This window comes from Vibrio sp. J383 (genome assembly GCF_023503985.1).
Lineage (GTDB): Bacteria > Pseudomonadota > Gammaproteobacteria > Enterobacterales > Vibrionaceae > Vibrio > Vibrio splendidus.
Map to the genome: position 1 here is coordinate 1,268,750 of NZ_CP097293.1, position 25,436 is coordinate 1,294,185.

Below are 25,436 nucleotides of genomic sequence, written 5' to 3' on the forward strand. Positions count from 1 at the left end.
GGGTCACTTAGGTGACCCGCTTTATTTTTGTCTGGTGATTGTGTTATCTAGTGCGGTAAATGCATAAGTTACGTTTTTTGTTCAAAGGAACGGTTTATGCGCACGATATATTCAACACTACTTCTTTCATTTCTGATGGCCCTGAGCTCCCCAGCGTTTTCTGATAGCCCATCTAAAGCTGAGCTTTACGATGGCATCGAGATTACGGTAAACATCAATACTGCGACGGCAGAAGAACTCTCAGCGCTATTAGTTGGTGTTGGGGACAAGAAAGCCCAAGAGATCGTCGATTACAGAGATCAAAACGGTGCGTTTACGATTGCTGATGATTTGGTGAGTGTGAAAGGGATAGGTGAAGCGACGGTTGAAAAGAACCGCGAAAGAATTCAACTTTGATCCGTTTTTCTACTTGTTAGAAATGAAGCGATAGATATGAAGCCTCCGGCCAATGCACCTGCTAGGTGGGCTTCAATCGCGACACGAGCATTAATCAGTTCACCAGTCGTGCTAGAAGGGCCAATAAGCTGCTCCCAAGCGATTTTAGCGATTAATCCCAATACTAACAGCCAACTTGATCTCCTACCGTTTAAAGCCTCACTGAGCGCGAATAAGCCAAACAACCCATGCAAAGTGCCAGATAGGCCAACATAGATCTGAATACTCGAAAACAACAGAGCGATTCCAGTCACTAAACTAATCACAAGCAGAGCAAGAACAAGCTGTTTTTTACTCGGTTGAAACAGATAGCTGATGATCCATAAGCCTGCTAGATTCATCAGAAGGTGCGAGTAGTTGGTATGTGAAAAGTTTCCTGTTAGGATCCGCCACCATTGCCCCTCGGCAATCGCATTGCTATCCCATACGACCCAAGCTTGTATTGGCTCAAATTGGAATAAGACGCATAAAAGTGAAGTGAAAATTAAAACAGGGTACACATTAAATCCATGTCTCGTTATTGCCCCCAATGCAGCAAGGCTTTGAAAGCTTGTATTTGTCAGTGGGTTACACCACTCGAATCGAATGTTGAGCTTATCATTCTTCAGCACCCATCAGAAGAGCATCGCCCGATGGGAACTGCGCGCATCCTCTCGTTATCTCTAAATAACAGCGTGACGCTTGTCGGTGAAGATTTTTCAGACAACGAACAATTGAACGCATTGCTGGCCAATGAACATTACCAACATGTGATTTTATACCCAAGCGAAAACTCTGTTTCAGTTGAATCTGTGACATGCCCTAATAAGAAGCTGCGTGTGATTTTATTGGATGGGACGTGGAAGAAGGCGTTCAAGATGTGGCAGGTGTCGAGTAACTTGCATGCGCTGAGCACGGTTCATTTACCGAAAGACCTCAAGGGTAATTATCGAATCCGTAAAGCGCCCAGTGAAAACAGCCTTTCTACCGTCGAAGCCGGCTATCATTTGCTTAGCTTGCTAGAGAGTGATGGCGACTTTAGCCCTTTGCTAACGGCATTTGACCAAATGATTCAGTTTCAAATCAATCAAATGCCGCCGGGTGTGTTTGAGAAAAACTACTTAGATTAAGCCGATTCACTGGTACGAGTCAGGAATTAAAACTCGGTATGAGCTGAGAACAATTGCTGATGCATTTTCTGCGCAAGATCATCGGTCATTGATGAGATGTAATCCGCAATCACGCGCATTTTTATTGATTCATCTTGATGCTGTAGCCATTGCTTTTTGATGGGCAGTGGCAGCAAGCGTTCAGGATCTGCGCTGAATGCTTCAAACATATCCATGATGATCTGTTGGCCTTTGTATTCGATGACTTGAACTTGAGGCACTTGAATCACGAACTCGCTGACAAAGTGCTTCAGTTTATCGAGTGTGCCATCCATGCTCGGTTCAAGCACCGCATTGTAAGCCAACAGCACATTCTCAAAGCTAGCATCCACTCGTTCAATCGAAATACTGGTCAACAGAGCGTTAACGATCCCACCAATCGCATCTTTTCGACGATACTGCTCACCAGAGAAAAGCATCTCTGTAATTGAATCTAGGTGTTCACAAATCCAAGGATCGGCCATTTCTTTAAGTTGAGGGTAAGCTGAATCTACCCATTGAGCTTTGGTCACAGAGCCAAGCACAATGGCATCTTCTAAATCATGTACGCCATACGCGATGTCATCAGCCAACTCCATGATTGAACAATCAAGTGACTTATATTTGGTCTTATTGTGCTCAAGTGGCTCGGTATGCGTTTTTCTTTTCTGTTTTAGAAGCTGTTGGTCGCTGCTTGAAAGCGGCTCCAGTACCCAGTTAAAAAGTTCTTTATCATGATCGTAGATGCCTTTTGCTGGCATCCAATCTTTGGCTCGGAGTTGTCGTTGGTGCTTAACAGGCTCAGACTGTAATTTAGCTTGAACTTCGCTAAGAAGTGAAGGGTATTTAATCAGCCCCAACAGAGTGCGTCGAGATAGATTCATCCCGTGATGTTCGGTGTAAGGTTCTAGCTGGGTGACAATGCGAAACGTTTGGGCGTTGCCTTCAAAGCCACCGTGGTCGCGCATCATGTAGTTGAGTGCGACTTCACCACCATGCCCATAAGGCGGGTGGCCAATGTCGTGAGCTAAACACAGTGAATCAATCAAGCTATCTGAGGGGAGAAGATCTCGAAACTCGGGCTGCTTTTTCTTGAGTTGAGCTACAATGCCAGTACCAAGTTGTGCGGCTTCTAGCGAATGGGTAAGGCGAGTTCGGTGGAAATCGTTTACCGTGGTGCCATGAACTTGAGTTTTTGCTTGGAGGCGACGAAAAGCCGCAGAGTGAAGCACACGCGCACGATCGCGTTGATACGGGCTACGATGGTCATCACGCCTTATTTTATGTTCATCGTCATTTCGATGTTGCCATTCTTGTTCGAGTTCAAATGGTGGTTCGAGTGGAGAAGTCAAAATAGCACCTATCAATCTGATTTATTTAGCTAATTACACTCAAGTTATACCCAGCTAGCTTATCTCGTCTAGTGATAATTCAAAGCTTGGCGCAAATGTGGTGAGAAAGTAGTCCATTTCTGGGCTTTTACGCTGTTCGAGTGTTTCTTCCAGTCGGCGTTTGGCTTGCTCGTATTCATGATTGCCCGCACTGAGCTCCTCCAAGCATTTCAAATAAGCACAGATGGTGTCGGCTTGTTTAACGATGCTTTGCTCTTCTTTACTTGCTGTTCCAGATATCAAAAACGGGGCGAAGTCGTCTCGGAATTCTTCTGGCAGCATTGAAAGCAGTCTTTGCTCTGCTGCCGCTTCTATCTTCTTATACTCTTGTGCGATGTCTGGGTTGTAATATTTAACTGGCGTCGGTAAATCACCTGTTAGCACTTCACTGGTATCGTGATACATACCAAGCAGCGCAATGTGCTCGGGGTTGAGCTGGCCATCAAACTTCTTATTTTTAATCAATGCCAAGGCGTGTGCGACGAAAGCAACTTGCAGGCTATGTTCTGAAATGTTCTCACTTGAGACTGAGCGCATGAGGGGCCAGCGTTGGATAAGCTTCATACGGGCAAGATGGGCAAAGAAATGGCTCTGTTTCATGATCGTCCTTTCTAAACGGTGCTCCACTCGTATTGGTGCTTAACACCGTGATACGAGACAGCGGATACAAAAAAGGCTCCCAAACAGGAGCCCTTTAAGCATAGAAGTGATTGATTACAAGTTAAAGTCTTTTAAAACAGCAAATTGTAGTCATCTTTCTTTGTGTTAATTAACCTTCGATGAGGTCGTCTTGGCTGTAGGTCTGTAAGAAGCGCTCTAGACGACCAATCGCGATTTCTAGGTCTTCGATATGTGGCAGAGTCACGATGCGGAAGTGATCCGGTTTTGGCCAGTTGAAGCCAGTACCTTGAACCAATAGCACCTTCTCTTGCTTAAGGAAGTCGAGCACGAATTTCTGATCGTCTTTGATGTTGTACATGTTGGTGTCGATCTTAGGGAACAGGTACATCGCGCCTTTTGGTTTCACACAAGAAACGCCAGGGATCTTGTTGATCAGTTCCCATGCACGGTCACGTTGCTCAAGCAGTCGACCACCAGGAAGAATCAGTTCGTTGATACTCTGATAACCACCCAGTGCTGTTTGGATGGCGTGCTGCATTGGTACGTTGGCACACAAACGCATCGAGGCCAGCATTTCTAGCCCTTCAACGTAGCCTTTCGCTATGTGCTTCGGACCCGTTAAGAACATCCAGCCACCACGGAAACCACACACGCGGTAAGCCTTAGATAGACCATTGAATGTGACCATTAGTACGTCTTCAGCAAGCGTTGCGACTGAAGTATGTACGGCACCGTCGTAAAGTACTTTGTCGTAGATTTCATCAGCGAAGATGATCAAACCGTGCTCACGAGCAATCTCAACAACTTGTAATAGGAAATCACGGCTGTATACCGCGCCCGTTGGGTTGTTCGGGTTGATAAGAACGATGCCGCGAGTCTTTGGTGAGATCTTCGCACGCATGTCGTCTAGATCTGGATACCAATCAGCATCTTCATCACACATGTAGTGAACCGGTGTACCACCAGAAAGCGCAACAGACGCTGTCCATAGTGGGTAGTCCGGAGCGGGAACTAAGATTTCATCACCATTATCCAGTAGCGCCTGCATAGACATAACGATAAGCTCTGATGCGCCGTTACCAATGTAAACGTCTTCTACATCAAGGTTACGTAGGCCTTTTTTCTGGTAGTGCTGAACAACCGCTTTGCGGGCTGAATAGATGCCTTTTGAGTCACAGTAACCTTGAGATGTCGGTAGGTTACGAATTACATCAACAAGGATTTCATCAGGGGCGTCAAAACCAAATGGGGCGGGGTTACCAATATTAAGCTTCAGTATTTTATGCCCTTCTTCTTCCATGCGCTTAGCATGTTTGAGTACAGGTCCCCTGATTTCGTAGCATACGCTGTTGAGTTTTGACGACATCCCGATATTTTGCATTGCCGATTTCCTGAAATTAATTTAAATACTTTATTAAAGTACCGCAAAATGGGGTTTGATAGAATAAAAATCTGATGAATGTCGCATTTCAGTGTCACGTTTGGTCTTTTTGTTGTCACTCTTTTCTAAATTTTAATTAATCGCTTTCTTTGTTGTTGTCTAAGATGAATAAAGAGGCTGGATCGCTTAAAATCACAGGAATGTTCAAAAGATATAGTAGATTCTTGATCTAAGTGGGTGCTGCCCATAAAGTATCAAACTAATATAATAATAATTTAGATGTGAACGAGGTCGATTTGTCACATTTCCAGCAAACTATCTCCGCTTTGATTGAGCGAGTACAAAATGCCCAAGCAAGTGAAGTTCGTTGTGTTGAAGTTCTAACGCAAAAACCATCGTTTGCATTTATAGAATGGCTTCATGCTCAACCGCTCTTTCCAAAGTTCTACTGGCAGTCACGTGACACTCGTGAAGAGGTCGTCGCGCTCGGTCAACTGCACACTTTTTCTGATCCTGCTCCCGCGTACGCAATTCTTGGTGAAGACCAACGAATCTGGGGTGGACGTTCATTTGATGGACATACCGCAAAGAACCGTCGTTGCATGGAATCGTTTTTCTTCCTTCCTCAGGTTGAATTAATCCGCTTTGACGACACTTGGTCGCTAGCGGTTAACTTGTCTCCTGATCGCGTTGCCTCCATTAATGCTTTGAATAAGCTTTCTGTAGAAGCGGCGATATTGGCACCTTTGTCGGCTCACATTGAACAGATTAACCACGTTCCAGAACGAGAACAGTGGGGTAATTTGGTCGATAAAGTGCTTCAGGGCATTAGTGACGAAGAGTACAAGAAAGTGGTTTTAGCGCGTAAAACCACACTGCAGCTCGATGCGCCAATCTGCGCGGCTCAATTACTCAAGGCCAGCTACCTGCAAAACCATCACAGCTTTCACTTTATGTTGGTATTGGATTCTAAACACAGCTTTATTGGCTCAACGCCAGAGCGTTTGTACAGCCGATATGGGACAGAGCTTGATACTGAAGCTCTAGCGGGAACCATTGGTCGCGGAGAAAACGCGACAGAAGATATGGAGTTAGCGAACTGGCTTTCTCAAGACAGTAAAAACCTCAATGAGAACCAGTATGTGGTTGACGACATCATTGAGCGCCTCACTCCTCATTCTCAAACAGTTCATGTTGAAAAGGATACGCGTCTTGTGCGCTTGCGTAAGGTGCAGCATCTTAAGCGTAATATCCACGCTCAGCTTAATAATGGCGTTAACGGTGTGCAGTTGCTTGCTGCATTGCAGCCGACTGCTGCGGTGGCGGGTTTACCGCGTAAAGAGGCGATGGATTTCATTCTTGAACACGAACCGTTTGCGCGAGGCTGGTATGCAGGTTCTGTTGGCTATATCAGTCATCAGAGAGCGGAGTTTTGTGTCGCGATTCGAAGTGCGCTAGTTGTAAACGATCAAGTACAGTTGTTTGCTGGTGCGGGGATCGTGCCGGGATCGGTTGCTGAGCATGAATGGCAAGAATTGAACAAGAAGATGTCGACCTTACTCAGCTTGATTTCGGATCACCCGCCGTTGGGTGTGGCGTCATGAATCACGACCAAGCCGTATTAAATAGAGTTTGGAGTCACACATTACTTGAAGAGCTAGCACGCAACGGTGTTGAACATGTTTGTGTTGCACCCGGCTCTCGCTCAACGCCGTTAACTCTCGAAGCTGAAGCTAATCCCAAGTTAACCTTACACACGCACTTTGATGAGCGTGGTCTTGGATTCTTAGCTTTAGGTTTAGCTAAAGCCAGTGATAAGCCAGTTGCCGTGATTGTTACCTCTGGTACTGCTGTCGCTAACCTTCTTCCTGCGACGGCTGAATCTGGGCTGACACGCGAGAAGCTGATCTTGCTGACCTCTGATAGACCCATCGACTTGGTCGACTGTGGTGCCAATCAAGCGATTCAGCAACAGGGTATCTTTTCTTCCCATGTTGAAAGTGCTTTAAACTTACCAAGCCCTAGTACACAAGTTTCTCTGAATTGGTTACTGACATCGGTTGATCACGCCTTGGTGAAACAACGCAATGTTGGTGGTGCGATTCATATCAACTGTCCGTTCCCAGAACCTCTATATTCTGCGAATAGCGCGGAAATGTATACGGAATACACATCCAGTGTCGCTGTGTGGAAATCGGGAACAGGTTGTTACAGCCAAACGTTTTTACCTAATCAAGTGAACACACAACCTATTGCTCCAGGTGAGTATCTTGGACGTAAGGGTGTGGTTATTCTCGGTTCGCTAGATATTGAACAAGCGACAAAAGCTCAGCAGTTTGCTACTGCATTAGGCTGGCCAGTTTTTTGCGATCCTCAATCAGGTGTCACAAGTAATTGGAAACATTATGATCTGTGGATGCAGAGTGATGTAGCGAAAGAACAACTTAACCAATGTGATTTTATCCTTCAGTTCGGTGAGCGCATTGTTTCTAAGCGCCTTAATCATTGGATAAAGTCGCAAGCATCATCATTCTGCTCATCACAATATATTGTTGTGTCACCAGATACGCACCGAATCAACCAAGATCACCTGCCTCAAACCCATATCGTTGCTGCTATCGAGTCATGGGTGTCAGAGCAGCATTTACCCACCTTGTTAGGCCAGCATGCAGGTTGGGCGGCTCCTTTAATCGAGGTCGCAAATACTGTTCAGCAACTCGCCCTCGCGCAAATATCCAATAATGACCAATTGACGGAACTCAGTGTTGCCGTTGACTTGTCGTCTAGACTTAAAGGCAGAGAGCTATTTGTGGGAAATAGCTTGATGGTAAGGCTGGTGGATATGCTGTCATCAATATCTGCGAATCAAGTTTACAGTAACCGTGGTGCATCGGGCATTGATGGCTTGGTGGCGACGGCTGCGGGCGTGGTGAAAGCCAACCAGAATCCTTTGTTGATGTTGATTGGTGATACCTCTTTGTTGTACGACCTCAATTCACTGGCTCTGCTGACTCATAATTTAACGCCGATGGTTATTGTTGTGACCAACAATGACGGTGGTGCGATCTTTGACTTGTTGCCGGTACCAGAGCAGCAAAAACAGTCACTCTATCAAATGCCTCATGGTTTCAGTTTTGAACACGTTGCTGCGCAGTTCCAACTTGGTTACGCGGCGCCAGAAACCTTGAATTGCTATCAAAACATTATCGAACAACATTTCGAACAGGGTCAGGGTACCTTGCTCGTTGAAGTTAAGACGCCTCCCGAACAAGCGTCTACTTTACTGAAACAATTCAGTTCAATGCTCACCGAGGCATTAGCCTAAGGACTTTACATGCTTTACTCCAATTATTACCCAGCTGTACAAGAACCTTCCGACAAACCTTTGCTTGTTTTTTTACATGGTTTACTCGGAAGCGGGGATGATTGGAGTGCATGTCATCCATTCCTCGAGAATTTTCCTCTCCTTTGCATCGATTTACCCGGACACGGACAAAGTCGCTTTATCGATCCGGTAGGGTTTGATCATTGCTGCAAGAAAATTGTCCAGTGCATCACTGCTCAATTGGCGCTAAACGATCTTCCTGCTGATTATCCTATCGTGGTGATTGGCTACTCTATGGGGGGAAGGCTCGCCATGTATGGAGTGACAAGCCCTTGCTTTGAGACGCTCAACTTAGAGAAAGTCATCATTGAAGGTGGCAACTTTGGCTTGGAATGTGATGAAGAAAGAGCACAGAGGTTAGTACATGATACGCAGTGGGCTGTTCGCTTTGCGCAGCAGTCGATTGAAGATGTTTTAGACGATTGGTATCAACAAAGCGTCTTTTCTTCACTAAATCATGAGCAAAGACAAACTTTGGTCATAAAGCGTAGTGGTAACCTTGGAGTATCCGTAGCAAATATGTTGTTATCTACTTCGTTAGCTAAGCAACCGGATTTACGTGCCACATTGAAATCTCATGAGCATTTATTGCATTATGTGTGTGGAGAAAAAGATCGTAAATTCATGGAGCTAGCTGAGAATAGTGGCTTTGAATATAGTCAGGTTGATTACGCAGGTCATAATGTTCATTTTGAGCAACCAGAGTTGTTTTCAAACTTGATAATCCAATGTATCGCCAGTCGTCGCTAATCTGACTGAGCGGATCTCTAGTCTCAAGCACTATCAAAAGCAGAGCAACACCGTCACGACTACTTGTTAGTCGTGGTCTCTAATAGAACAATGGGAATCACCATGGCTAAAACAGTAGGCATCACAGAAGAAGAACTTTACGCGGCAGTTAACTGGAGCGATGAAAGCAGTCAATTTGAAGATATTCAGTACCACAAGTCTGACGACGGTATTGCGAAAATCACGATTGCGCGTCCTCAAGTCCACAATGCGTTCCGTCCACAAACCGTAAAAGAGATGATCAATGCACTGGCTGATGCTCGTTATGACGAGAAGGTTGGCGTAATCATTTTGACGGGTCTTGGTGAGAAGGCGTTCTGTTCTGGTGGTGACCAAAGTATTCGTGGTGACTACGGCGGCTACCAAGATGATTCAGGTACACACCACTTGAACGTACTTGATTTCCAACGTCAAATTCGTACTTGTCCAAAACCAGTAATCGCAGCGGTATCGGGTTGGGCAGTCGGCGGCGGTCATGTACTTCACATGATGGCAGACCTTACTATCGCAGCTGAAAACGCTCAGTTCGGTCAGACGGGTCCTAAAGTCGGTTCATTCGATGGCGGTTGGGGTGCTTCTTATATGGCTCGTATCGTTGGTCAGAAGAAAGCACGTGAAATCTGGTTCTTGTGTCGTTTCTACGATGCTCAAGAAGCATTGGACATGGGCCTGGTAAACACCGTGGTGCCTGTTGCTGACCTAGAAAAAGAAACCGTTCGTTGGTGTCGTGAAGTGCTTCAACATAGCCCAATGGCGCTGCGTTGCTTGAAAGCTGCACTAAACGCAGACTGTGATGGCCAAGCCGGTCTTCAAGAGTTGGCGGGTAACGCAACCATGATGTTCTACATGACAGAAGAAGGCCAAGAAGGCCGAAACGCATTTAACGAGAAGCGTCGACCTGATTTCGACAAATTTCCGCGTAACCCATAGTCTTTCTCTTCTTTAAAATGAGTCGCTAATAGCGGCTCGTTTTGTTTTGATGTTCCCCGTTTTTTAGGAAACTTTATGAACTCAGTGAATTCTCAGCGTCACGCTAAACTCTACCGTTATCAATTGCCTATGGATAGTGGAGTGATTCTTCGTGACAATAAGTTGAACGAACGCGTTGGCTATATCATCCAACTAGAGTGTGATGGTAAAACTGGCTTTGGCGAAGTCGCACCTTTGCCAGGTTTTAGCCAAGAAGATGCCGAACAAGCTGGCATTCAGCTTCAACACGAATTAGAGCTTTGGAGCCACAATAACCCTCAAACGCCTTTTGATGAGCTATATCCTTCTGTTGCCTTCGGCTTTTCAATGGCGATGATGGAATTACGAGGCGAACTCAACGCTGAAGGTAACTACCAAGCTGCGCCGTTGTGTACAGGCGACCCAGATGAATTGATCCCTGTGCTGAATGAGATGAAAGGCGAGAAGGTCGCGAAAGTGAAAGTCGGTCTCTACGAAGCGATTCGTGATGGCATGCTTGTCAGCTTATTCCTTGAGTCGATCCCTGATTTAACCTTAAGACTTGATGCTAACCGTGCATGGAAGCCGGAAAAGGCTAAGCAGTTTATCAAGTACATTGCGCCGTCACTGCGTCAACGTATTAGCTTTATTGAAGAGCCTTGCCAAAAACCAGAAGACAGCTTGGCATTTGCCATTGACCATGGCGTAGCGATTGCATGGGACGAAACATTGCAAGAAGCGGTGCGAAGCCCAGAGTTTGATCTTAGCGACCTTACTGGTGTTAAAGCTGTCGTGATCAAGCCAACTCTTATTGGTTCTGTCGAGCGTTGTGTGGCAATCATTGAGCGAGCACAGCAACTTGGCATTAAGCCTGTATTAAGCTCAAGCATAGAGTCGAGCCTTGGCTTAACTCAGATTGCTCGATTGGCACAACAATACTTACCTAATGAAGTGCCAGGGCTTGATACTATTGGTTTGTATCAACAACAACTCGAAGTCTCTTGGCCAGGTTGTCAGCTTCCGGTTTCTACTCTTGAACAGCAACGATTGATTTGGTCTTCTTAAGCTGATCGTTCGATTGGCTTAGATCATTTTCAATCTATAATTTGGTTATCTTATGATGCGCCCACAATCTAATCATCGCCCGCTTTGGGTACAGTGGGCGCAGCAAAACCCACATCAACCAGCGTTAGTGACTACTCACCACACTTATACTTGGCAGCAAGTGTCTGTGCTAGTGAGTGAGTACCAACAACAGCTATCTCATCAAGGGCTATCTGAAGGTGATGTACTGACGATTGTTGGTAAGAATCAAGCTGAAGTGATTCCTGCTTATCTTGCCGCACTTAATTTGGGTGCTATTTGCGCTTTCACCATGCCTCAACCTAGCTTACGCCTGAAGCAAAAGCTCGATTCCTTATATCAAGCGGGTCAACAAAGCTACCTTTGGCTTTTGGACAGTAGCGGGATAGAGCAATCAGAGACTGTCGATTTAAATACTCAGTTGGTGACCTTGTCTTGCTTAAATGAAGTGAAGGTCGATGGTGATGATAATCGGATAACGACATCTCAAGACTCCAACTTCAATCCGCAAAATCTAGCGAGCATCGTATTCACTTCTGGCTCTACCGGAAATCCCAAAGCAGTGGCTCACACGCTTGAGCAGCATTTATGCTCGGCGGTCGGGTTGCTTGAGGTGTTTCGTTATCAACAAGGTGACACTTGGTTACTGAGTTTACCTATGTACCATGTGTCAGGATTGGCGGTTGTCCATCGTTGGTTGGCGTCAGGTGGTTGCATCAAAATAGGCACAGGCCAGCTTGAAACCGATATAGAAGAATGCAGTCACGCTTCATTAGTCGCTACTCAGCTACATCGATTACTAAAGAGTAAGCAAGCACTTACTTTAACGCATGTACTTTTGGGTGGTAGCCATATTCCAGAAGCTCTTGGGCTTGAAGCTCAACAAATGGGTATCGAAACATGGCTTGGCTACGGCATGACAGAAGCGGCTTCAACAGTGACTGCGAAGCCCGTTGATTCTAGTAATACTGCAGGTTTTGTCCTTAACCATCGCCAGCTGAAAATTGAAGAACAACGTATCTTTATTGGCGGCGATACGCTCGCTTCCGGTTATTACCACCAAGGTAAATTAACGCCATTAGTTGATAAGAACGGCTGGTTCGATAGCAAAGATCTTGGTGAGTGGGTTGGTGAACAAGTGTCGATTATTGGTCGCGCCGACAATCAGTTTATTTCTGGTGGTGAGAACATTCATTGCGAAGAGATTGAGCGAGCACTCAATCAGTTGTCTGAGGTTAATCAGGCGTTTATTGTTCCTATTGAAGACGATGAGTTCGGGTTTCGACCTGTCGCTATTGTGGATTGTGCTGATTTGCCAACCAAAGAGTGGTTTGCTGAGCAATTGAATGGACGTCTTGAGCGGTTCAAATTTCCTGTTGAGTATTATCGAATGCCTGAGCAAGAACAGCAGGGTATTAAGGTCTCACGCGCTGGATTGGCCTCTTGGTTGTCTCAGCATAGGAGTTAAAGGTAAGCGCTTACCTCGACGTTATTTGCGAAGTTGTTAGGTGATTCAGTTGTTAGGTGACTAAGTTGGCAGGCGGTTAGTTAATTTAGCAATTAGATAGTTCAAAACAGAATTTATTATCTTTATAACCATCCATCATAATAAGTCCTATAAATAACGGATTATAGAATAAGGTCTTATTATGAAAATTGCCCTCATCATTGCGGTTTTACTGCAGATAGGCCAAGCGGTCACTTCGTCAGGGTTGACTCGCTCGTTGGCTGAACTCACCGCATTTGTGTTGGTTGTGGTACTTGTTTTAATGAAAAGAGAGAGCAAGAAGAGTGATAAGCCCCTGTTTGATTTGTGATTGTTGCAACAAAGAATATCTTTACCACAAACGATAAAGGCAAAGCCCATTTGAGCTTTGCCTTTTTGTTTTGTGGCTCGCTAATCTGAGTGTCTAGGTAACCGAACAACCAGTTAAAGCGTTTCTTTGCGAACTAAGCAAGAGTTAACCACGCCAAAGAGCCCGTCGAAATCATCGTCCACATCGTAATACCAAACATCAATGGCTTCGGCCCTGCTGCTTTTAACTTCTCTACAGAAATACCACAGCCAATTAAGAACAGACACACAACCAACGCGCGTTTGGACACATCAAAGATCCCTTGGTAGACCATCTCAAATTGTGGCAGCAAGTCACTGATAGCAATGGCGGCGCAGTAGAAGAAAATGAAGTAAGGAATCGTAATCTTCTTTTGATCGTTCTTGAAGATCATCGCGCTAACTAAAGCGATTGGGATGATCCAAAGTGCACGAGCGAGCTTCAATGTTGTCGCTGTCGTCAGTGCTTCTTCACCATAAGCCGAAGCTGCACCTACCACAGAAGATGTATCGTGAATTGCAATGGCGGCCCAAGTACCAAATGTTTGTTGGCTTAACTCAAGCGCGTGGCCAATCATCGGGAATAAGAATAGAGCTACCGAGTTCAACACAAATACCGTAGCTAACGCCAAGCCAATCTGTTCATCGTCTGCTTTAATCGCAGGTGCCACAGCTGCTATCGCGCTACCACCACAAATAGCGGTACCTGAAGAGATTAGGTAACCCGTGGTGCGATCCAACCCCATTCGTTTGGCTAAGAACCAACCAATGACTAACGTACCAATGATGGTCGTGACAATTAAACCAATACCGTCGCCTGTTACCGCCAATGCTTTTTCAAACTGAATGCCAAAGCCTAAGCCGACAATCGAGTAGGCCAATAACTTCTTTGTGAGTTTGCCTACTTCTAGATGCTCAGGGACTAAACCTAAACTAGCAAGCAGGAAGCCAATAACGAGGGCCGTCGGTGAGCTTACCCAAGGTGTTAAGCAAAACAGTGCAGCAAGATAAAATGGAGCAGACTTTTTTAGATTCATTGTATTTAGAGTCTTGTTGTATTGTCGCGTTATTGTAATGAGACCACTATACGTTCAATAAAATGATAAGTAAGTCTAAATGAATTGAACAAACGTTAAGGTAAACTTAACGCTTGTTCAGCTGATATGAATAAAGGGCTGGTTAGCTAGCGTAGTGTTCCACGAAGGTCTGAGACTGACTGCCTAAGAGTTTTGCACGAGGCATCTTTAGCGAGAATTGGCTTGCCAGCTTCTATTTCTAACTTGGTCCAGAAGCGGGTTGGTAACCCTTTGCAGGCACTGCCTTTATAACGACTGAAGTAGCTGCCCCATAGCCCTTTGAGAGCCATTGGAATGACTGACACAGGAGATCGTTTGATAATCAGCTCCATTCCACGCATGAACTCTGCGACTTCACCATCAGAGGTTAGCTTTCCTTCTGGAAAAATACACACGATGTGGCCTTCATGCAGGGCGCGTTCTACTTCTTTAAAAGCATTTCGAATAGAGCTACGGTTGGTTGCGGAGATTGGAATAACCTCAGCTCTTTTCAAAAAACGTCGAATAGGCGGCAACTTGGTGTAATCTTCTTCCATCACAAAGCGGATCAAGCGAGGGCAAACGGCGCTCAGCAATAATGCATCCATATAACTCACATGGTTGCAGATAATCAATGCGCCGCCTTTTTCTGGCAGGTGATGTAAATTTTTATGTTTAACTCGGTACATGGTGTGAGTGACCACCCACGTAAAGAAACGGAAAGCGTAAATAGGCACCTGATAAAACAGATACAGCATAACCAAAGTGTTTCCTATCGCGAGCAGTACAAATAGCTGTGGAATTGAAAGCTCCAGAATACTAAGGCAAACAATACCTAAAACAGCGCTCCCGACCATGAATAGCGAGTTGTAGATATTGAGCCCGGCGATTACTTGAGCTCGTTCATTTGGCTTTGCCCGTAGCTGCATTAGAGAGTAAAGCGGAACAATAAAAATACCACCAGAGATCCCCAGTAGTAGAAGATAAGCAAACAGCGGCCATAGTTCGGAATACGTCACAAACTGATGGAAAGAGTTAAAGTCAGGCAAAGACTCTGGAATGGATATCGCCATCAACAGGCCGAAGATCGAAATACCCAGGCTGCCCATTGGCACGATGCCGATTTCAATGCGGTGATTAGATAACTTATCGCAAGCCAACGAGCCAATCGCAATGCCTACCGAGAACAGTGCCAACAAAAACGCGACAGCGCTTTCAGTACCGTTTAGGTAAACTTTGGTGAAGTTGGGAAACTGAGTGAGGTAAGCTGCACCGAGGAACCAGAACCAGCTGATCGACATCAGTGCTTGAAAGGTTGGGCGGTCTTTTTTGGCAATAGCGAGTGTTGCGCGGGTTAGCTTTACTGGCTGCCACTTTACTTTCAGATCTGGTGCGTTACTTGGCGCTTGTGGGATAAAGCAACTTGATACATACCCGAGTACGGCGAAAGAAACAATACACACAGCAGCAATGAGTTTTGCGTTTTCTTCTGACGCAATAATACCAGCACCTAGAGTACCAATTAGAATGGCTAAGAATGTGCCTGTTTCAACCAAAGCATTTCCGGACACAAGCTCTTTGGTTTCTAACTGTTGCGGGAGTAGGGCGTACTTAACGGGGCCAAAGAAGGCACTTTGTGTCCCCATCAAAAACAGAAGTAACAGTAATATTTCGTAGCTTTCGTAGATAAATCCGATCGCACCTAGTGACATAATCACCACTTCAAGAAGCTTAACTTTACGGATAAACCACGATTTTTCGTATTTGTCAGCCAGTACACCAGCTAAAGCAGAAAATAGGAAGAAGGGTAGAATAAAAAGGCCAGCGGCCAAATTAATGAATAAATTGCTGGAAATAGGTAGCGTGTCTACGCTTGCGAAAGCAACAAATAGTAACAGGACATTTTTGAATATGTTGTCATTAAAGGCTCCCAGAAATTGGGTAATAAAGTAGGGTAGGAACCTTTTTTGCGTTAACAGCGAAGATTGGCTGCTGTTGTTCATTGTCTTTCCTTGGATGATTACCAGTTGGTTAAGTAGTTTGAGACTAGGTTATTGATCAACTCTTTACCATCGATAGGCTCAGAGGCGAAAAATTTATCATCAACGCTAAGTAGAGTAATTCCATGTACTCCAGACCATAATACGCGACTGGCTTTAACGACTTCGCTTTCAGTATGTTCAGGCGCAATCGCTATTAATAGTTGCTCTAACATACCTGTCATTCTATCTATACGGTTCGATTGCCATTCAGGAAGGTTTTCACCGTTCATGTTGTGCTCAAAGATAAGCTGCCAACGGTGAGGGTGTTTTTGTGCAAAATCGTGGTAGCAGTATGCAAGGTTGAATAGAGCTTGTTGAGGGTTGCTTGATTGTTCAACGACTGCAGCAGATTCTGACGCCAGTTCATCTAATGTTTGAGCAACAACATGTAATAGCAATAGGTTGTAGTTGCCAAACACATTCACCAAGGTACTTGGAACGTAACCAATCATATTGGCGATTTTGCGTAGACTTAACTCGTGATAAGAGTGCTCTTCTAAGAAGTCGGTCACCGTTTTTAAGGTTAATTGCACTAATTGTTCGCGAGTATGATCGTTTCGTCTTGCCATGGGTACTTTCTATTAAATGAACATCGTTCAATATTTTAATGCTGCCCCAGAGTGCCGTCAATCCCTTCGCTAGTTTAGTAATCAATTAATAGCCGCAATATTATGATACATGTGTAAACGCCGTGAATATTTCATTGTTCTTTGTTAACGAGTATGATTAAGGTGTCGAAAGATAAAAAACCTATAAAGGATAATAATGAAACGATTTTTCTCACTAGTCGCGATCCTGTTGGTAACAGTCGCGGTGACGCCAATCGCGGAAGCGAAAAAGTTTGGTGGTGGTAAGTCATTTGGCAAAAGCTTTAAAACGGCTCCAGCACCAAAACAACAAAACACGAATTCGATCCGTCAAGATCAAACGGGTAAGAACACAGCAGCTAACTCTAGCAAGAAAGGCCTTATGGGCGGTCTGCTAGGTGGTTTACTTGCTGGTGGTCTTTTAGCTGCATTCTTTGGTGGCGCATTTGAAGGTATCCAGTTCATGGATATTCTGATTATGGGTCTGATTGCTTTCCTTGCGTTCAAATTCCTACGCGGGATGTTGGGGGCGAAGCAGGGCTCCATGAATCAGCAGAATGGACGTGGCCAGCAGCCAGCATTCGGCGGCATGGGGCAAAACAAGTTTGAACAACCTGAGCAAAAGCCAAATGTTCATAACTTCGAGCAAGCACAACCTCAATCTCAAGGTGCGGCTGGTGGCTTCGGTTTTGGTTCACAAAGCGATGTTCCGCATAACTACCCACCGGGCTTTGATCAAGCGGCTTTCATCAATGGCTCTCGTGAGCACTACCGTACACTGCAAGGTGCATGGAACCACAACGAGCTAAATACGATTGAAGAGTATGTGTCTCCAAGCCTATTTGAAGACCTAAAATCTGAACGTGACAAGCTAGACGGTGATCAGCACACAGACGTAATGTACGTTGATGCTGAAATCGTTCGTGCAGACCATGACGGCAGCAAAGCGCAGTTAAGCCTACAGTTTAGCGGTCGCTACCGTGACACTGCAGATGGCGTTGAAGAAGATATCACAGATATCTGGCACTTAGAGCGTGACCTAACAACTGACAATGCACCTTGGCTAATTGTTGGTATTCAAGGCTAATTAGTCCAGTTTTGTGATTAAACGAAGAGCCCTCGCCAAATCGGTGAGGGCTCTTTTTTATATTCAGAAAGCAATTAGTACTGAGAGTGAGCTATGGCGCGTAGTTCAGTGTATGAGTGTGCATGCTTCCCCAATCATAGATCTCAAACTTTAGCTGGTTATCGCCAGTCTTTTTGAGGCTGATGCTCTCTTCGACACCGCTTGTTCCATCATAGTAATTACTCCAAGGACTATCAGGGCGCTGTTCACGTAAACTTTCAGACTGAACGCTAAGTTTGAGCGAAAGGGTGTCTGAAGGTTGATCGTTATTGATAAACGTATAGTCACCTGATTTTACGGATTCAGTTTTGAATACGTTCGTTCCGTTAATACCGCAGTCCCCATCTTGGTAAGTCACCTTTGTTATTGTGTAACTGTCCTGCGATAGCGCGAGTTGGTATCGTGCATTATCTGTTGATGCGGGTGAGCATTGGTTTGTGGTTTCTGTCCAAGTTCCATAAAATGCCTCAATACCAAAGGCTTTATGTAGATTTTTCCAAGGGCTCTTTTCATCAATTTCAATGGCAACTGGCAGTGATGCGATTTCATCATCTTGGTCTCGATAGCGATTGAAGCTGTCGAGTGAGAGTTCAGCTGGGTAGGTAATTGAAGAGCTAGTGTCTTTGATTTTGACAATACCAATCCCCGGTGAAAACCAAAGTTCTTGCATTAGTGATACTTGATCTAGGTTGATCGTCCCATAGGCAGGCGTATCGACCGTCACATCAAACGCTAGGGTGAACTCGATGTGCACGGCCTCATAGTAACCGTGTTGAGTTACTATGGTTTCAATACCATGATTTTTCCATATCGGTAGGACATTTGTATATGCGGGGCCTATATCTGGTGTAATGGTGGTTACGGCAGAGGTATAGCTTGTGTCCAAGCGTCCTCCTAATTCAGCGTAAGCCGGTAGAAGGGTAAATGGAGTGTTTGAAATATCAAAGTGCGCTTTGTAGTGAACACCATTAACCCAAACTTGATTGAAGGTGAGACCTTTTAGATTCAGCTGATCATCTTTGTATTCGAAAGATTGGGTAAATCCACTGTGGACCCAATTCAGTGAAAATGTCTCAATACCATTAGCATCAATGGTTACTGGAGAACTGGTGACTTGATAGCTTTGCCCTGTATTGTCATCACTATATTGCCAAACAGCGCCATGCTGCGCTGGCAGATATTGATTGGTAGAAATATCTGATGACGCGGGAGTCGAAGGAGAACTGGACCCTCCGCCGCCACACGCTGTTAATCCAATAAGACACAGACTCATCATCCAATAGTTGTTATTCATGATTTATTTTCCTTGCTTAGCCTAAACGACATTGTGCGTTTTAATGAGTATTCTCAGGAAAACCTTATGCTTATTGTTTTATAAAATATTGATATATCTCAATGGATTAACAAGAGGTGTGATTATTTAGTTATGAAATCTAAGAAGTATTGAATGCATCAAGTTCTGTAGGTCTACATAGTTTGAATAGAGTTTACGATTGTACTGGGCTAGAAGGGCTTACAGGAAGGTTCAGAAACGAAAAAAGCCAACTCAATGAGTTGGCTTTTCGATTTTCCAATTAAGGAGAATATGGTGGAGGGAGACGGATTCGAACCATCGAAGGCAGTGCCGGCAGATTTACAGTCTGCTCCCTTTGGCCACTCGGGAACCCCTCCAGGGTGTGTCTTACTCTTCACAAAGTAAGCCTAAATTGATGTTTTCCCATAAGCCCATCAATCAGGTTGTTCTCTTAACTCTCGAAAGAGGTAAGAAGAATATGGTGGAGGGAGACGGATTCGAACCATCGAAGGCAGTGCCGGCAGATTTACAGTCTGCTCCCTTTGGCCACTCGGGAACCCCTCCAGGGTGTGTCTTACTCTTCACAAAGTAAGCCTAAATTGATATTTTCCCATAAGCCCATCAATCAGGTTGTTCTCTTAACTCTTAAAAGAGGTAAGAAGAATATGGTGGAGGGAGACGGATTCGAACCATCGAAGGCAGTGCCGGCAGATTTACAGTCTGCTCCCTTTGGCCACTCGGGAACCCCTCCAGGGTGTGTCTTACTTTTCACAAAGTAAGCCTAAATTGATGTTTTCCCATAAGCCCATCAACTAGGTTGTTCTCTTAACTCTCAAAAGAGGTAAGAAGAATATGGTGGAGGGAGACGGATTCGAACCATCGAAGGCAGTGCCGGCAGATTTACAGTCTGCTCCCTTTGGCCACTCGGGAACCCCTCCAGGGTGTGTCTTACTCTTCACAAAGTAAGCCTAAATTGATGTTTTCCCATAAGCCCATCAATCAGGTTGTTCTCTTAACTCTCGAAAGAGGTAAGAAGAATATGGTGGAGGGAGACGGATTCGAACCATCGAAGGCAGTGCCGGCAGATTTACAGTCTGCTCCCTTTGGCCACTCGGGAACCCCTCCAGGGTGTGTCTTACTTTTCACAAAGTAAGCCTAAATTGATGTTTTCCCATAAGCCCATCAATCAGGTTGTTCTCTTATACTCTTAAAAGAGGTAAGAAGAATATGGTGGAGGGAGACGGATTCGAACCATCGAAGGCAGTGCCGGCAGATTTACAGTCTGCTCCCTTTGGCCACTCGGGAACCCCTCCAGGGTGTGTCTTACTTTTCACAAAGTAAGCCTAAATTGATGTTTTCCCATAAGCCCATCAATCAGGTTGTTCTCTTAACTCTCGAAAGAGGTAAGAAGAATATGGTGGAGGGAGACGGATTCGAACCATCGAAGGCGGAGCCGGCAGATTTACAGTCTGCTCCCTTTGGCCACTCGGGAACCCCTCCAGGGTGTTTTTCCTAACTCATAATGGATAGGCTAAAGAGATGTTTTTCCCAACGCATCTCTCAAGTGCGGAGCGCATCATAGCAAACACGTTAAACCTGTAAAGAGTTTTTCTTATGGTTTTGTGTTGAATGCTGCCTTTTTGGGCAAAGATGGCGAAAAGTACGCATATTGCTCGGGAAGTGAACATCTGTACTAAGGTTTACGTAGTGATAGGTAACACGTTGAGGTAACTCGCTTTCTACATTGTATTTGGTTTGTGCAACTCGCCAAGAAACGTAAATGGAATTTAATCTAGATTTACACTTCTTGACGTTACAGCATTCATCAGTTGATAGAATACGGTTAATTTCATTTATAGATATTAATACCAATCGTAGTAAGTAACTTGTCATTCTAGCTTGTTAAAATGCTCGATAACGGCGTTAGAATTTTTGATTGTAGGATAACTACTTATCGAAAATGCTGCCTTGTTCTCAAGCCTTTTCCCTACGCTATTTCTGACCACTTACTCACTGTGATTGGTATAAACCTTACTTGCAGACCATTATTATGAAGCATAAATCTGTTTTAACCCTGCTTAGCTTGTCGATTCTTATGGCGTCTCCAGCCGCACTAGCTAAACGCATGGGTCCTAGCACTGTCACTGTTGTTACTGAGCAAGTTGATATTCACCAAGTTAGCCAATCTCTTTCTTTGGTAGGTAAGTTAGAAGCAGAACAATCTGTGATCATTACCTCTGAAGTAGCGGGCAGAGTTGACTCTATCAACATCAAAGCCAATCAAGATGTCACCAAAGGGCAGATGTTGGTTCAATTAGATGACGACAAAGCAAAAGCTGCAGTTGCAGAAGCGCAAGCGTACTTAAAAGACGAAAAACGTAAGCTAGCGGAATTCCAACGACTAGTTAAACGCAACGCGATCACGCAAACTGAAATTGACGCTCAGAAAACCAATGTTGAAATCGCCAATGCTCGCCTAGCTGCCGCCAATGCCAATCTTAAAGACTTACACATCAGCGCGCCTTTCTCTGGCACGGTCGGTTTTATCGACTTTAGCCGCGGAAAAATGGTGACAGCAGGTACTGAGCTTGTGACTTTAGATGATTTGTCTGTGATGCAGTTAGATCTTCAAATTCCTGAGCGTTACCTTTCTAAGCTGTCTAAAGGCATGACAGTGACGGCTCGCACCAGTGCGTGGGGCGAGACTCAGTTCACTGGCACAGTGGTAGGCATTGATTCTCGTATTAATGCTGAAACTTTGAACCTTCGAGTTCGAATCCACTTTGGCAACAATAATGATTACCTAAAGCCGGGCATGCTAGTGGCAGCTGATATGGATTTCCCTCCTGTAGAAGCGCCGATTATCCCAGTTCAAGCGCTTGAGTATTCTGGTACTAAGCGTTTCGTCTATGTTATTGGCGAAGATAACAAAGCGACTCGTACCGAAGTGTTCTTGGGTGCGCGTATCGATAACGAAGTTGTGATCGACAAGGGCATCGAGATTGGCCAGAAGATCGTGGTGCAAGGTATCGTGAACATGCGTGACGGAGTGTTGGTTCAAGAGCTCGCCGTTAATCGCCCAGCTAAACTTGATGAAAATACAGCAGCACAAGAAGGCGCTAACTAATGTTGTTATCTGATGTTTCTGTAAAGAGACCAGTAGCGGCTGTCGTATTGAGTCTGCTTTTGGTTGTGTTTGGTATTGTCTCTTTCAATAAGCTTGCAGTTCGTGAGATGCCTGATATTGAAAGCCCGGTGGTATCGATCAGTACTCGTTATGAGGGTGCGTCTGCCACCATCATTGAAAGTCAAATAACCTCCAATCTTGAAGATCAGTTATCCGGCATCAGTGGTATCGATGAGATCGAATCCACAACGCGTAACGGTATGTCGCGTATCACGATTACTTTTGAGCTTGGTTACGACCTCAACACCGGTGTGAGTGATGTTCGTGATGCCGTAGCGCGTGCTCAGCGTTCATTGCCAGACGAAGCCGACGACCCAATTGTTTATAAGAACAACGGTAGTGGTGAAGCCTCGGTCTACATCAACTTAAGCTCGACGGAGATGGACCGAACGCAGTTAACCGATTACACCGAACGTGTGTTGATTGACCGCTTTAGTTTGATCTCAGGTGTGAGCTCGGTGGATATTTCTGGCGGTTTGTACAAAGTAATGTACGTGAAGCTGAAACCTGCGCAGATGGCAGGTCGTGGCGTTACTACTTCGGACATCACTTCTGCGTTAAACAGTGAGAACATTGAAAGCCCGGGTGGTGAAGTACGTAACGATGCGATTGTGATGTCGGTTCGTACTGCTCGTTCTTACACTGAAGCGGAAGATTTCGAATACCTAGTCGTTAAACGTGCCTCTGATAACACACCTATCTACTTAAAAGACGTAGCGGATGTTTACATTGGCGCAGAAAACGAGAACTCGACCTTTAAGAGTGACGGCGTTGTTAACGTTAGTATGGGCATTGTGCCTCAGTCAGATGCGAACCCACTTGAGGTTGCTGACTTAGTCCATAAAGAAGTTGAGGCGATTCAGAAGTTCCTGCCTGACGGGACTCGACTGGCGGTCGACTATGATTCAACTGTCTTTATCGATCGTTCGATCTCTGAGGTTTACAGCACACTCTTTATTACGGGTGGTTTAGTTATCCTCGTGCTTTACGTCTTCATTGGTCAAGCGCGTGCAACGCTGATTCCAGCAGTGACCGTTCCTGTATCGCTAATCTCGTCGTTTATTGCGGCGTACTACTTCGGCTTCTCTATCAACTTGATTACCTTGATGGCACTTATCCTGTCTATAGGTCTGGTGGTTGATGACGCTATCGTAGTGGTTGAGAACATCTTCCACCACATTGAACGTGGTGAATCGCCACTGCTTGCGGCTTATAAAGGGACGCGTGAAGTAGGATTCGCGGTAATCGCAACAACGCTTGTATTGGTGATGGTATTCCTGCCAATCTCGTTCATGGATGGCATGGTCGGTCTCCTGTTTACGGAGTTCTCGGTACTGTTGGCGATGTCGGTGATCTTCTCGTCGCTAGTCGCACTAACGTTAACGCCAGTGTTAGGCAGTAAAATCCTAAAAGCGAACGTTAAACCAAACCGTTTCAACCTGTTTGTCGAGCGCGTATTTGGCAAACTTGAGTCTGGATACCGCTCGGTATTGCGCCGTGCTTTAAACTGGCGTTGGGCAGCTCCAATTATCATTATCGCGTGTATGGGCGGTAGTTATGGCTTGATGCAACAAGTGCCGTCGCAACTGACGCCTCAAGAAGACCGTGGTGTTATCTTTGCGTTTGTTCGTGGTGCTGATGCAACCAGTTACAACCGTATGTCTGCCAATATGGACATCGTTGAAGAGCGCCTAATGCCGCTGCTTGGTCAAGGTTTCTTGAAGTCATTCAGTATTCAATCACCAGCGTTTGGTGGTAATGCTGGCGACCAAACGGGCTTCGTTATCATGATCCTGGAAGATTGGGATGAACGTGATGAAACCGCTCAGGAAGCGCTGAACGAAGTTCGTAAATCTTTAAATGGTATTCCTGATGTACGTGTATTCCCGTTCATGCCGGGCTTCAAAGGTGGTTCAAGTGAGCCTGTTCAATTCGTACTGGGTGGCTCTGATTACTCTGAGCTTCAGAAGTGGGGCGAACTGTTAAAGCAAGCGGCTGAAGACTCTCCAATGATGGAAGGTGCGGACATCGATTACTCTGAGAAAACACCAGAGTTATTAGTAACCGTAGATAAGCAACGTGCAGCCGAGCTAGGCGTTAGCGTTTCGGACATTTCAGATACGTTAGAGATCATGCTTGGCGGCCGTAGTGAAACCACTTTCGTTGACCGTGGTGAAGAGTACGATGTTTACTTGCGTGGTGATGAAAACAGCTTTAATAATGCCAATGACTTGAGCCAAATCTACATGCGAACTCAGTCTGGCGAGCTAGTTACGCTCGACACGCTGACGCACATTGAAGAAGTGGCATCCTCGATTCGTTTATCGCACTACAACAAGCAGAAATCGGTGACCATCAAAGCGAACCTAATGGAAGGCTACACGCTGGGTGATGCTCTGGATTTCCTTGATGAACAAGCGATTGAGCAGTTACCAGGCGATATCTCAGTGAGCTACTCTGGCGAGTCAAAAGACTTCAAAGAGAACCAATCGAGTATCTTAGTGGTGTTTGCGCTAGCGATGTTGGTGGCGTATTTGGTATTGGCTGCGCAGTTTGAGAGCTTCATTAACCCGCTGGTGGTGATGTTCACCGTACCTATGGGTATCTTTGGTGGTTTCTTAGGTTTGGTGTTGATGAATCAAGGGCTCAATGTCTACAGCCAGATTGGTATGATCATGTTGATCGGTATGGTGACCAAAAACGGTATCTTGATCGTAGAGTTTGCTAACCAACTTCGTGACCGTGGCATCGAATTTGAAAAGGCGATCATTGATGCTTCGGCTCGACGTTTACGTCCAATCTTGATGACGGCGTTCACCACACTAGCCGGTGCAATCCCATTGATTACTTCAACGGGCGCGGGTTACGAAAGCCGAGTGGCTGTGGGTACGGTTATCTTCTTTGGTATGGGCTTTGCGACCTTAGTTACTCTGTTCGTTATCCCTGCGATGTATCGACTGGTTTCGGGTACGACGCGTTCACCTGGCCATGTGGAAGCGGTTCTAAATAAAGAGCTGAGCCATGACAACGTGGGTAGAAGCAGTCACGGTTAATGAACATGGAATAGTGTAATAATATTGAAAAGCCTGCGTTTGCTCCTAGCGAATGGCAGGCTTTTTTTGTATAACAACTACAGCTCAACGAATGAATA

Annotated in this window: 20 protein-coding genes and 7 tRNA genes; 12 read left to right on the forward strand and 15 right to left on the reverse strand. The window is 45.3% G+C overall.

The window, feature by feature from the left end; translation table 11 throughout:
• The first annotated feature begins 96 nt into the window (after window positions 1-96).
• Window positions 97-396 carry a ComEA family DNA-binding protein gene (locus M4S28_RS05705; protein WP_102446061.1) on the forward strand — a complete coding sequence of 100 codons (300 nt, stop codon included), beginning with the start codon at window positions 97-99 and terminating at the stop codon, window positions 394-396.
• Here the strand turns inward: M4S28_RS05705 and rrtA are convergent.
• Window positions 387-935: a rhombosortase gene (gene rrtA, locus M4S28_RS05710; protein WP_065682117.1), complete on the reverse strand. Its 549-nt coding sequence runs from the start codon at window positions 933-935 to the stop codon at window positions 387-389. The genes M4S28_RS05705 and rrtA overlap by 10 nt on opposite strands.
• 9 nt (window positions 936-944) lie before the next feature.
• On the opposite strand from rrtA, the gene M4S28_RS05715 reads away from it, so the two are divergent.
• Window positions 945-1,544 carry a tRNA-uridine aminocarboxypropyltransferase gene (locus M4S28_RS05715; RefSeq protein WP_032554831.1) on the forward strand — a complete coding sequence of 200 codons (600 nt, stop codon included), beginning with the start codon at window positions 945-947 and terminating at the stop codon, window positions 1,542-1,544.
• Between the two features lie 26 nt (window positions 1,545-1,570).
• Here M4S28_RS05715 and M4S28_RS05720 read toward each other — a convergent pair whose 3' ends face one another.
• The 3 genes from M4S28_RS05720 to M4S28_RS05730 all read right to left on the reverse strand — a co-directional run bounded on the left by M4S28_RS05720 (window position 1,571) and on the right by M4S28_RS05730 (window position 4,955).
• Window positions 1,571-2,914 (reverse strand): anti-phage deoxyguanosine triphosphatase, encoded by a 1,344-nt coding sequence (locus M4S28_RS05720; RefSeq protein WP_249632451.1) that lies wholly within the window; start codon window positions 2,912-2,914, stop codon window positions 1,571-1,573.
• A gap of 54 nt (window positions 2,915-2,968) precedes the next feature.
• Window positions 2,969-3,553, reverse strand: coding sequence for a 5'-deoxynucleotidase (yfbR, locus tag M4S28_RS05725; protein WP_017060613.1), 585 nt, complete (start codon window positions 3,551-3,553; stop codon window positions 2,969-2,971).
• 169 nt (window positions 3,554-3,722) lie between these two features.
• Entirely contained in the window at window positions 3,723-4,955 is a 1,233-nt protein-coding gene (locus tag M4S28_RS05730; RefSeq protein ID WP_004736094.1) for a pyridoxal phosphate-dependent aminotransferase, read from the reverse strand.
• Window positions 4,956-5,251: 296 nt separating this feature from the next.
• Between M4S28_RS05730 and M4S28_RS05735 the strand changes: the two genes are divergently transcribed.
• From M4S28_RS05735 to M4S28_RS05765, 7 genes are all read left to right on the forward strand, one after another.
• Window positions 5,252-6,559 (forward strand): isochorismate synthase, encoded by a 1,308-nt coding sequence (locus M4S28_RS05735; RefSeq protein WP_004736095.1) that lies wholly within the window; start codon window positions 5,252-5,254, stop codon window positions 6,557-6,559.
• Complete coding sequence (gene menD / locus M4S28_RS05740; RefSeq protein ID WP_249632705.1) at window positions 6,556-8,280, forward strand: 2-succinyl-5-enolpyruvyl-6-hydroxy-3-cyclohexene-1-carboxylic-acid synthase; 1,725 nt, start codon at window positions 6,556-6,558, stop codon at window positions 8,278-8,280. The genes M4S28_RS05735 and menD overlap by 4 nt, the downstream gene beginning before the upstream one ends.
• A 9-nt stretch (window positions 8,281-8,289) precedes the next feature.
• Window positions 8,290-9,090, forward strand: coding sequence for a 2-succinyl-6-hydroxy-2,4-cyclohexadiene-1-carboxylate synthase (gene menH, locus M4S28_RS05745; protein ID WP_017095601.1), 801 nt, complete (start codon window positions 8,290-8,292; stop codon window positions 9,088-9,090).
• 102 nt (window positions 9,091-9,192) lie between these two features.
• Window positions 9,193-10,059 carry a 1,4-dihydroxy-2-naphthoyl-CoA synthase gene (menB, locus tag M4S28_RS05750; RefSeq protein ID WP_029222208.1) on the forward strand — a complete coding sequence of 289 codons (867 nt, stop codon included), beginning with the start codon at window positions 9,193-9,195 and terminating at the stop codon, window positions 10,057-10,059.
• A gap of 75 nt (window positions 10,060-10,134) precedes the next feature.
• Window positions 10,135-11,142, forward strand: a complete 1,008-nt coding sequence (menC, locus tag M4S28_RS05755; protein ID WP_249632452.1) for an o-succinylbenzoate synthase — start codon at window positions 10,135-10,137, stop codon at window positions 11,140-11,142.
• Window positions 11,143-11,194: 52 nt separating this feature from the next.
• Window positions 11,195-12,628, forward strand: coding sequence for an o-succinylbenzoate--CoA ligase (menE, locus tag M4S28_RS05760; protein WP_249632453.1), 1,434 nt, complete (start codon window positions 11,195-11,197; stop codon window positions 12,626-12,628).
• A 181-nt stretch (window positions 12,629-12,809) separates the two neighbouring features.
• Entirely contained in the window at window positions 12,810-12,977 is a 168-nt protein-coding gene (locus M4S28_RS05765) for a hypothetical protein (protein WP_004736103.1), read from the forward strand.
• 133 nt (window positions 12,978-13,110) lie between these two features.
• Here M4S28_RS05765 and M4S28_RS05770 read toward each other — a convergent pair whose 3' ends face one another.
• The 3 genes from M4S28_RS05770 to M4S28_RS05780 form a co-directional block, all read right to left on the reverse strand.
• Complete coding sequence (locus tag M4S28_RS05770) at window positions 13,111-14,031, reverse strand: YeiH family protein (protein ID WP_004736106.1); 921 nt, start codon at window positions 14,029-14,031, stop codon at window positions 13,111-13,113.
• Window positions 14,032-14,177: 146 nt separating this feature from the next.
• On the reverse strand, window positions 14,178-16,052 hold the full coding sequence (locus tag M4S28_RS05775; RefSeq protein ID WP_249632454.1) for an MFS transporter: 1,875 nt from the start codon (window positions 16,050-16,052) through the stop codon (window positions 14,178-14,180).
• A 17-nt stretch (window positions 16,053-16,069) separates the two neighbouring features.
• Complete coding sequence (locus tag M4S28_RS05780) at window positions 16,070-16,660, reverse strand: TetR/AcrR family transcriptional regulator (protein ID WP_102466158.1); 591 nt, start codon at window positions 16,658-16,660, stop codon at window positions 16,070-16,072.
• A gap of 196 nt (window positions 16,661-16,856) precedes the next feature.
• On the opposite strand from M4S28_RS05780, the gene M4S28_RS05785 reads away from it, so the two are divergent.
• Window positions 16,857-17,765: a Tim44 domain-containing protein gene (locus tag M4S28_RS05785; protein WP_249632455.1), complete on the forward strand. Its 909-nt coding sequence runs from the start codon at window positions 16,857-16,859 to the stop codon at window positions 17,763-17,765.
• Between the two features lie 91 nt (window positions 17,766-17,856).
• On the opposite strand, the gene M4S28_RS05790 is transcribed toward M4S28_RS05785, so the two are convergent.
• The 8 genes from M4S28_RS05790 to M4S28_RS05825 form a co-directional block, all read right to left on the reverse strand.
• Entirely contained in the window at window positions 17,857-19,098 is a 1,242-nt protein-coding gene (locus M4S28_RS05790; protein ID WP_249632456.1) for a hypothetical protein, read from the reverse strand.
• A gap of 292 nt (window positions 19,099-19,390) precedes the next feature.
• Window positions 19,391-19,475, reverse strand: a tRNA-Tyr gene (locus tag M4S28_RS05795).
• Window positions 19,476-19,577: 102 nt separating this feature from the next.
• Window positions 19,578-19,662: transfer RNA gene (locus M4S28_RS05800), tRNA-Tyr, on the reverse strand.
• A gap of 102 nt (window positions 19,663-19,764) precedes the next feature.
• Window positions 19,765-19,849, reverse strand: a tRNA-Tyr gene (locus M4S28_RS05805).
• Between the two features lie 102 nt (window positions 19,850-19,951).
• Window positions 19,952-20,036, reverse strand: a tRNA-Tyr gene (locus M4S28_RS05810).
• A gap of 102 nt (window positions 20,037-20,138) precedes the next feature.
• Window positions 20,139-20,223: transfer RNA gene (locus M4S28_RS05815), tRNA-Tyr, on the reverse strand.
• A gap of 103 nt (window positions 20,224-20,326) precedes the next feature.
• Window positions 20,327-20,411, reverse strand: a tRNA-Tyr gene (locus M4S28_RS05820).
• A gap of 102 nt (window positions 20,412-20,513) precedes the next feature.
• A tRNA-Tyr gene (locus M4S28_RS05825) sits at window positions 20,514-20,598 on the reverse strand.
• 550 nt (window positions 20,599-21,148) lie between these two features.
• Here M4S28_RS05825 and M4S28_RS05830 point away from each other — a divergent pair.
• Both M4S28_RS05830 and vexH read left to right on the forward strand, forming a co-directional pair.
• A complete protein-coding gene (locus M4S28_RS05830; protein ID WP_249632457.1) occupies window positions 21,149-22,225 on the forward strand; it encodes an efflux RND transporter periplasmic adaptor subunit in 1,077 nt (358 codons plus the stop codon).
• Window positions 22,225-25,338 (forward strand): vibriobactin export RND transporter permease subunit VexH, encoded by a 3,114-nt coding sequence (gene vexH, locus M4S28_RS05835; RefSeq protein WP_249632458.1) that lies wholly within the window; start codon window positions 22,225-22,227, stop codon window positions 25,336-25,338. Before M4S28_RS05830 ends, vexH begins: the two co-directional genes overlap by 1 nt.
• Window positions 25,339-25,436: the final 98 nt, after the last annotated feature.

What these genes read in the sequence shown, in the direction of transcription:
- M4S28_RS05705 (WP_102446061.1), top strand. Translation starts at nt 97, where the DNA reads ATGCGCACGATATATTCAACACTACTTCTTTCATTTCTGATGGCCCTG.
- M4S28_RS05715 (WP_032554831.1), top strand. Translation starts at nt 945, where the DNA reads ATGTCTCGTTATTGCCCCCAATGCAGCAAGGCTTTGAAAGCTTGTATT.
- yfbR (WP_017060613.1), bottom strand. Translation starts at nt 3,553, where the DNA reads ATGAAACAGAGCCATTTCTTTGCCCATCTTGCCCGTATGAAGCTTATC.
- M4S28_RS05730 (WP_004736094.1), bottom strand. Translation starts at nt 4,955, where the DNA reads ATGCAAAATATCGGGATGTCGTCAAAACTCAACAGCGTATGCTACGAA.
- menD (WP_249632705.1), top strand. Translation starts at nt 6,556, where the DNA reads ATGAATCACGACCAAGCCGTATTAAATAGAGTTTGGAGTCACACATTA.
- menH (WP_017095601.1), top strand. Translation starts at nt 8,290, where the DNA reads ATGCTTTACTCCAATTATTACCCAGCTGTACAAGAACCTTCCGACAAA.
- menB (WP_029222208.1), top strand. Translation starts at nt 9,193, where the DNA reads ATGGCTAAAACAGTAGGCATCACAGAAGAAGAACTTTACGCGGCAGTT.
- menC (WP_249632452.1), top strand. Translation starts at nt 10,135, where the DNA reads ATGAACTCAGTGAATTCTCAGCGTCACGCTAAACTCTACCGTTATCAA.
- menE (WP_249632453.1), top strand. Translation starts at nt 11,195, where the DNA reads ATGATGCGCCCACAATCTAATCATCGCCCGCTTTGGGTACAGTGGGCG.
- M4S28_RS05765 (WP_004736103.1), top strand. Translation starts at nt 12,810, where the DNA reads ATGAAAATTGCCCTCATCATTGCGGTTTTACTGCAGATAGGCCAAGCG.
- M4S28_RS05770 (WP_004736106.1), bottom strand. Translation starts at nt 14,031, where the DNA reads ATGAATCTAAAAAAGTCTGCTCCATTTTATCTTGCTGCACTGTTTTGC.
- M4S28_RS05775 (WP_249632454.1), bottom strand. Translation starts at nt 16,052, where the DNA reads ATGAACAACAGCAGCCAATCTTCGCTGTTAACGCAAAAAAGGTTCCTA.
- M4S28_RS05780 (WP_102466158.1), bottom strand. Translation starts at nt 16,660, where the DNA reads ATGGCAAGACGAAACGATCATACTCGCGAACAATTAGTGCAATTAACC.
- M4S28_RS05785 (WP_249632455.1), top strand. Translation starts at nt 16,857, where the DNA reads ATGAAACGATTTTTCTCACTAGTCGCGATCCTGTTGGTAACAGTCGCG.
- M4S28_RS05790 (WP_249632456.1), bottom strand. Translation starts at nt 19,098, where the DNA reads ATGAATAACAACTATTGGATGATGAGTCTGTGTCTTATTGGATTAACA.
- M4S28_RS05830 (WP_249632457.1), top strand. Translation starts at nt 21,149, where the DNA reads ATGAAGCATAAATCTGTTTTAACCCTGCTTAGCTTGTCGATTCTTATG.
- vexH (WP_249632458.1), top strand. Translation starts at nt 22,225, where the DNA reads ATGTTGTTATCTGATGTTTCTGTAAAGAGACCAGTAGCGGCTGTCGTA.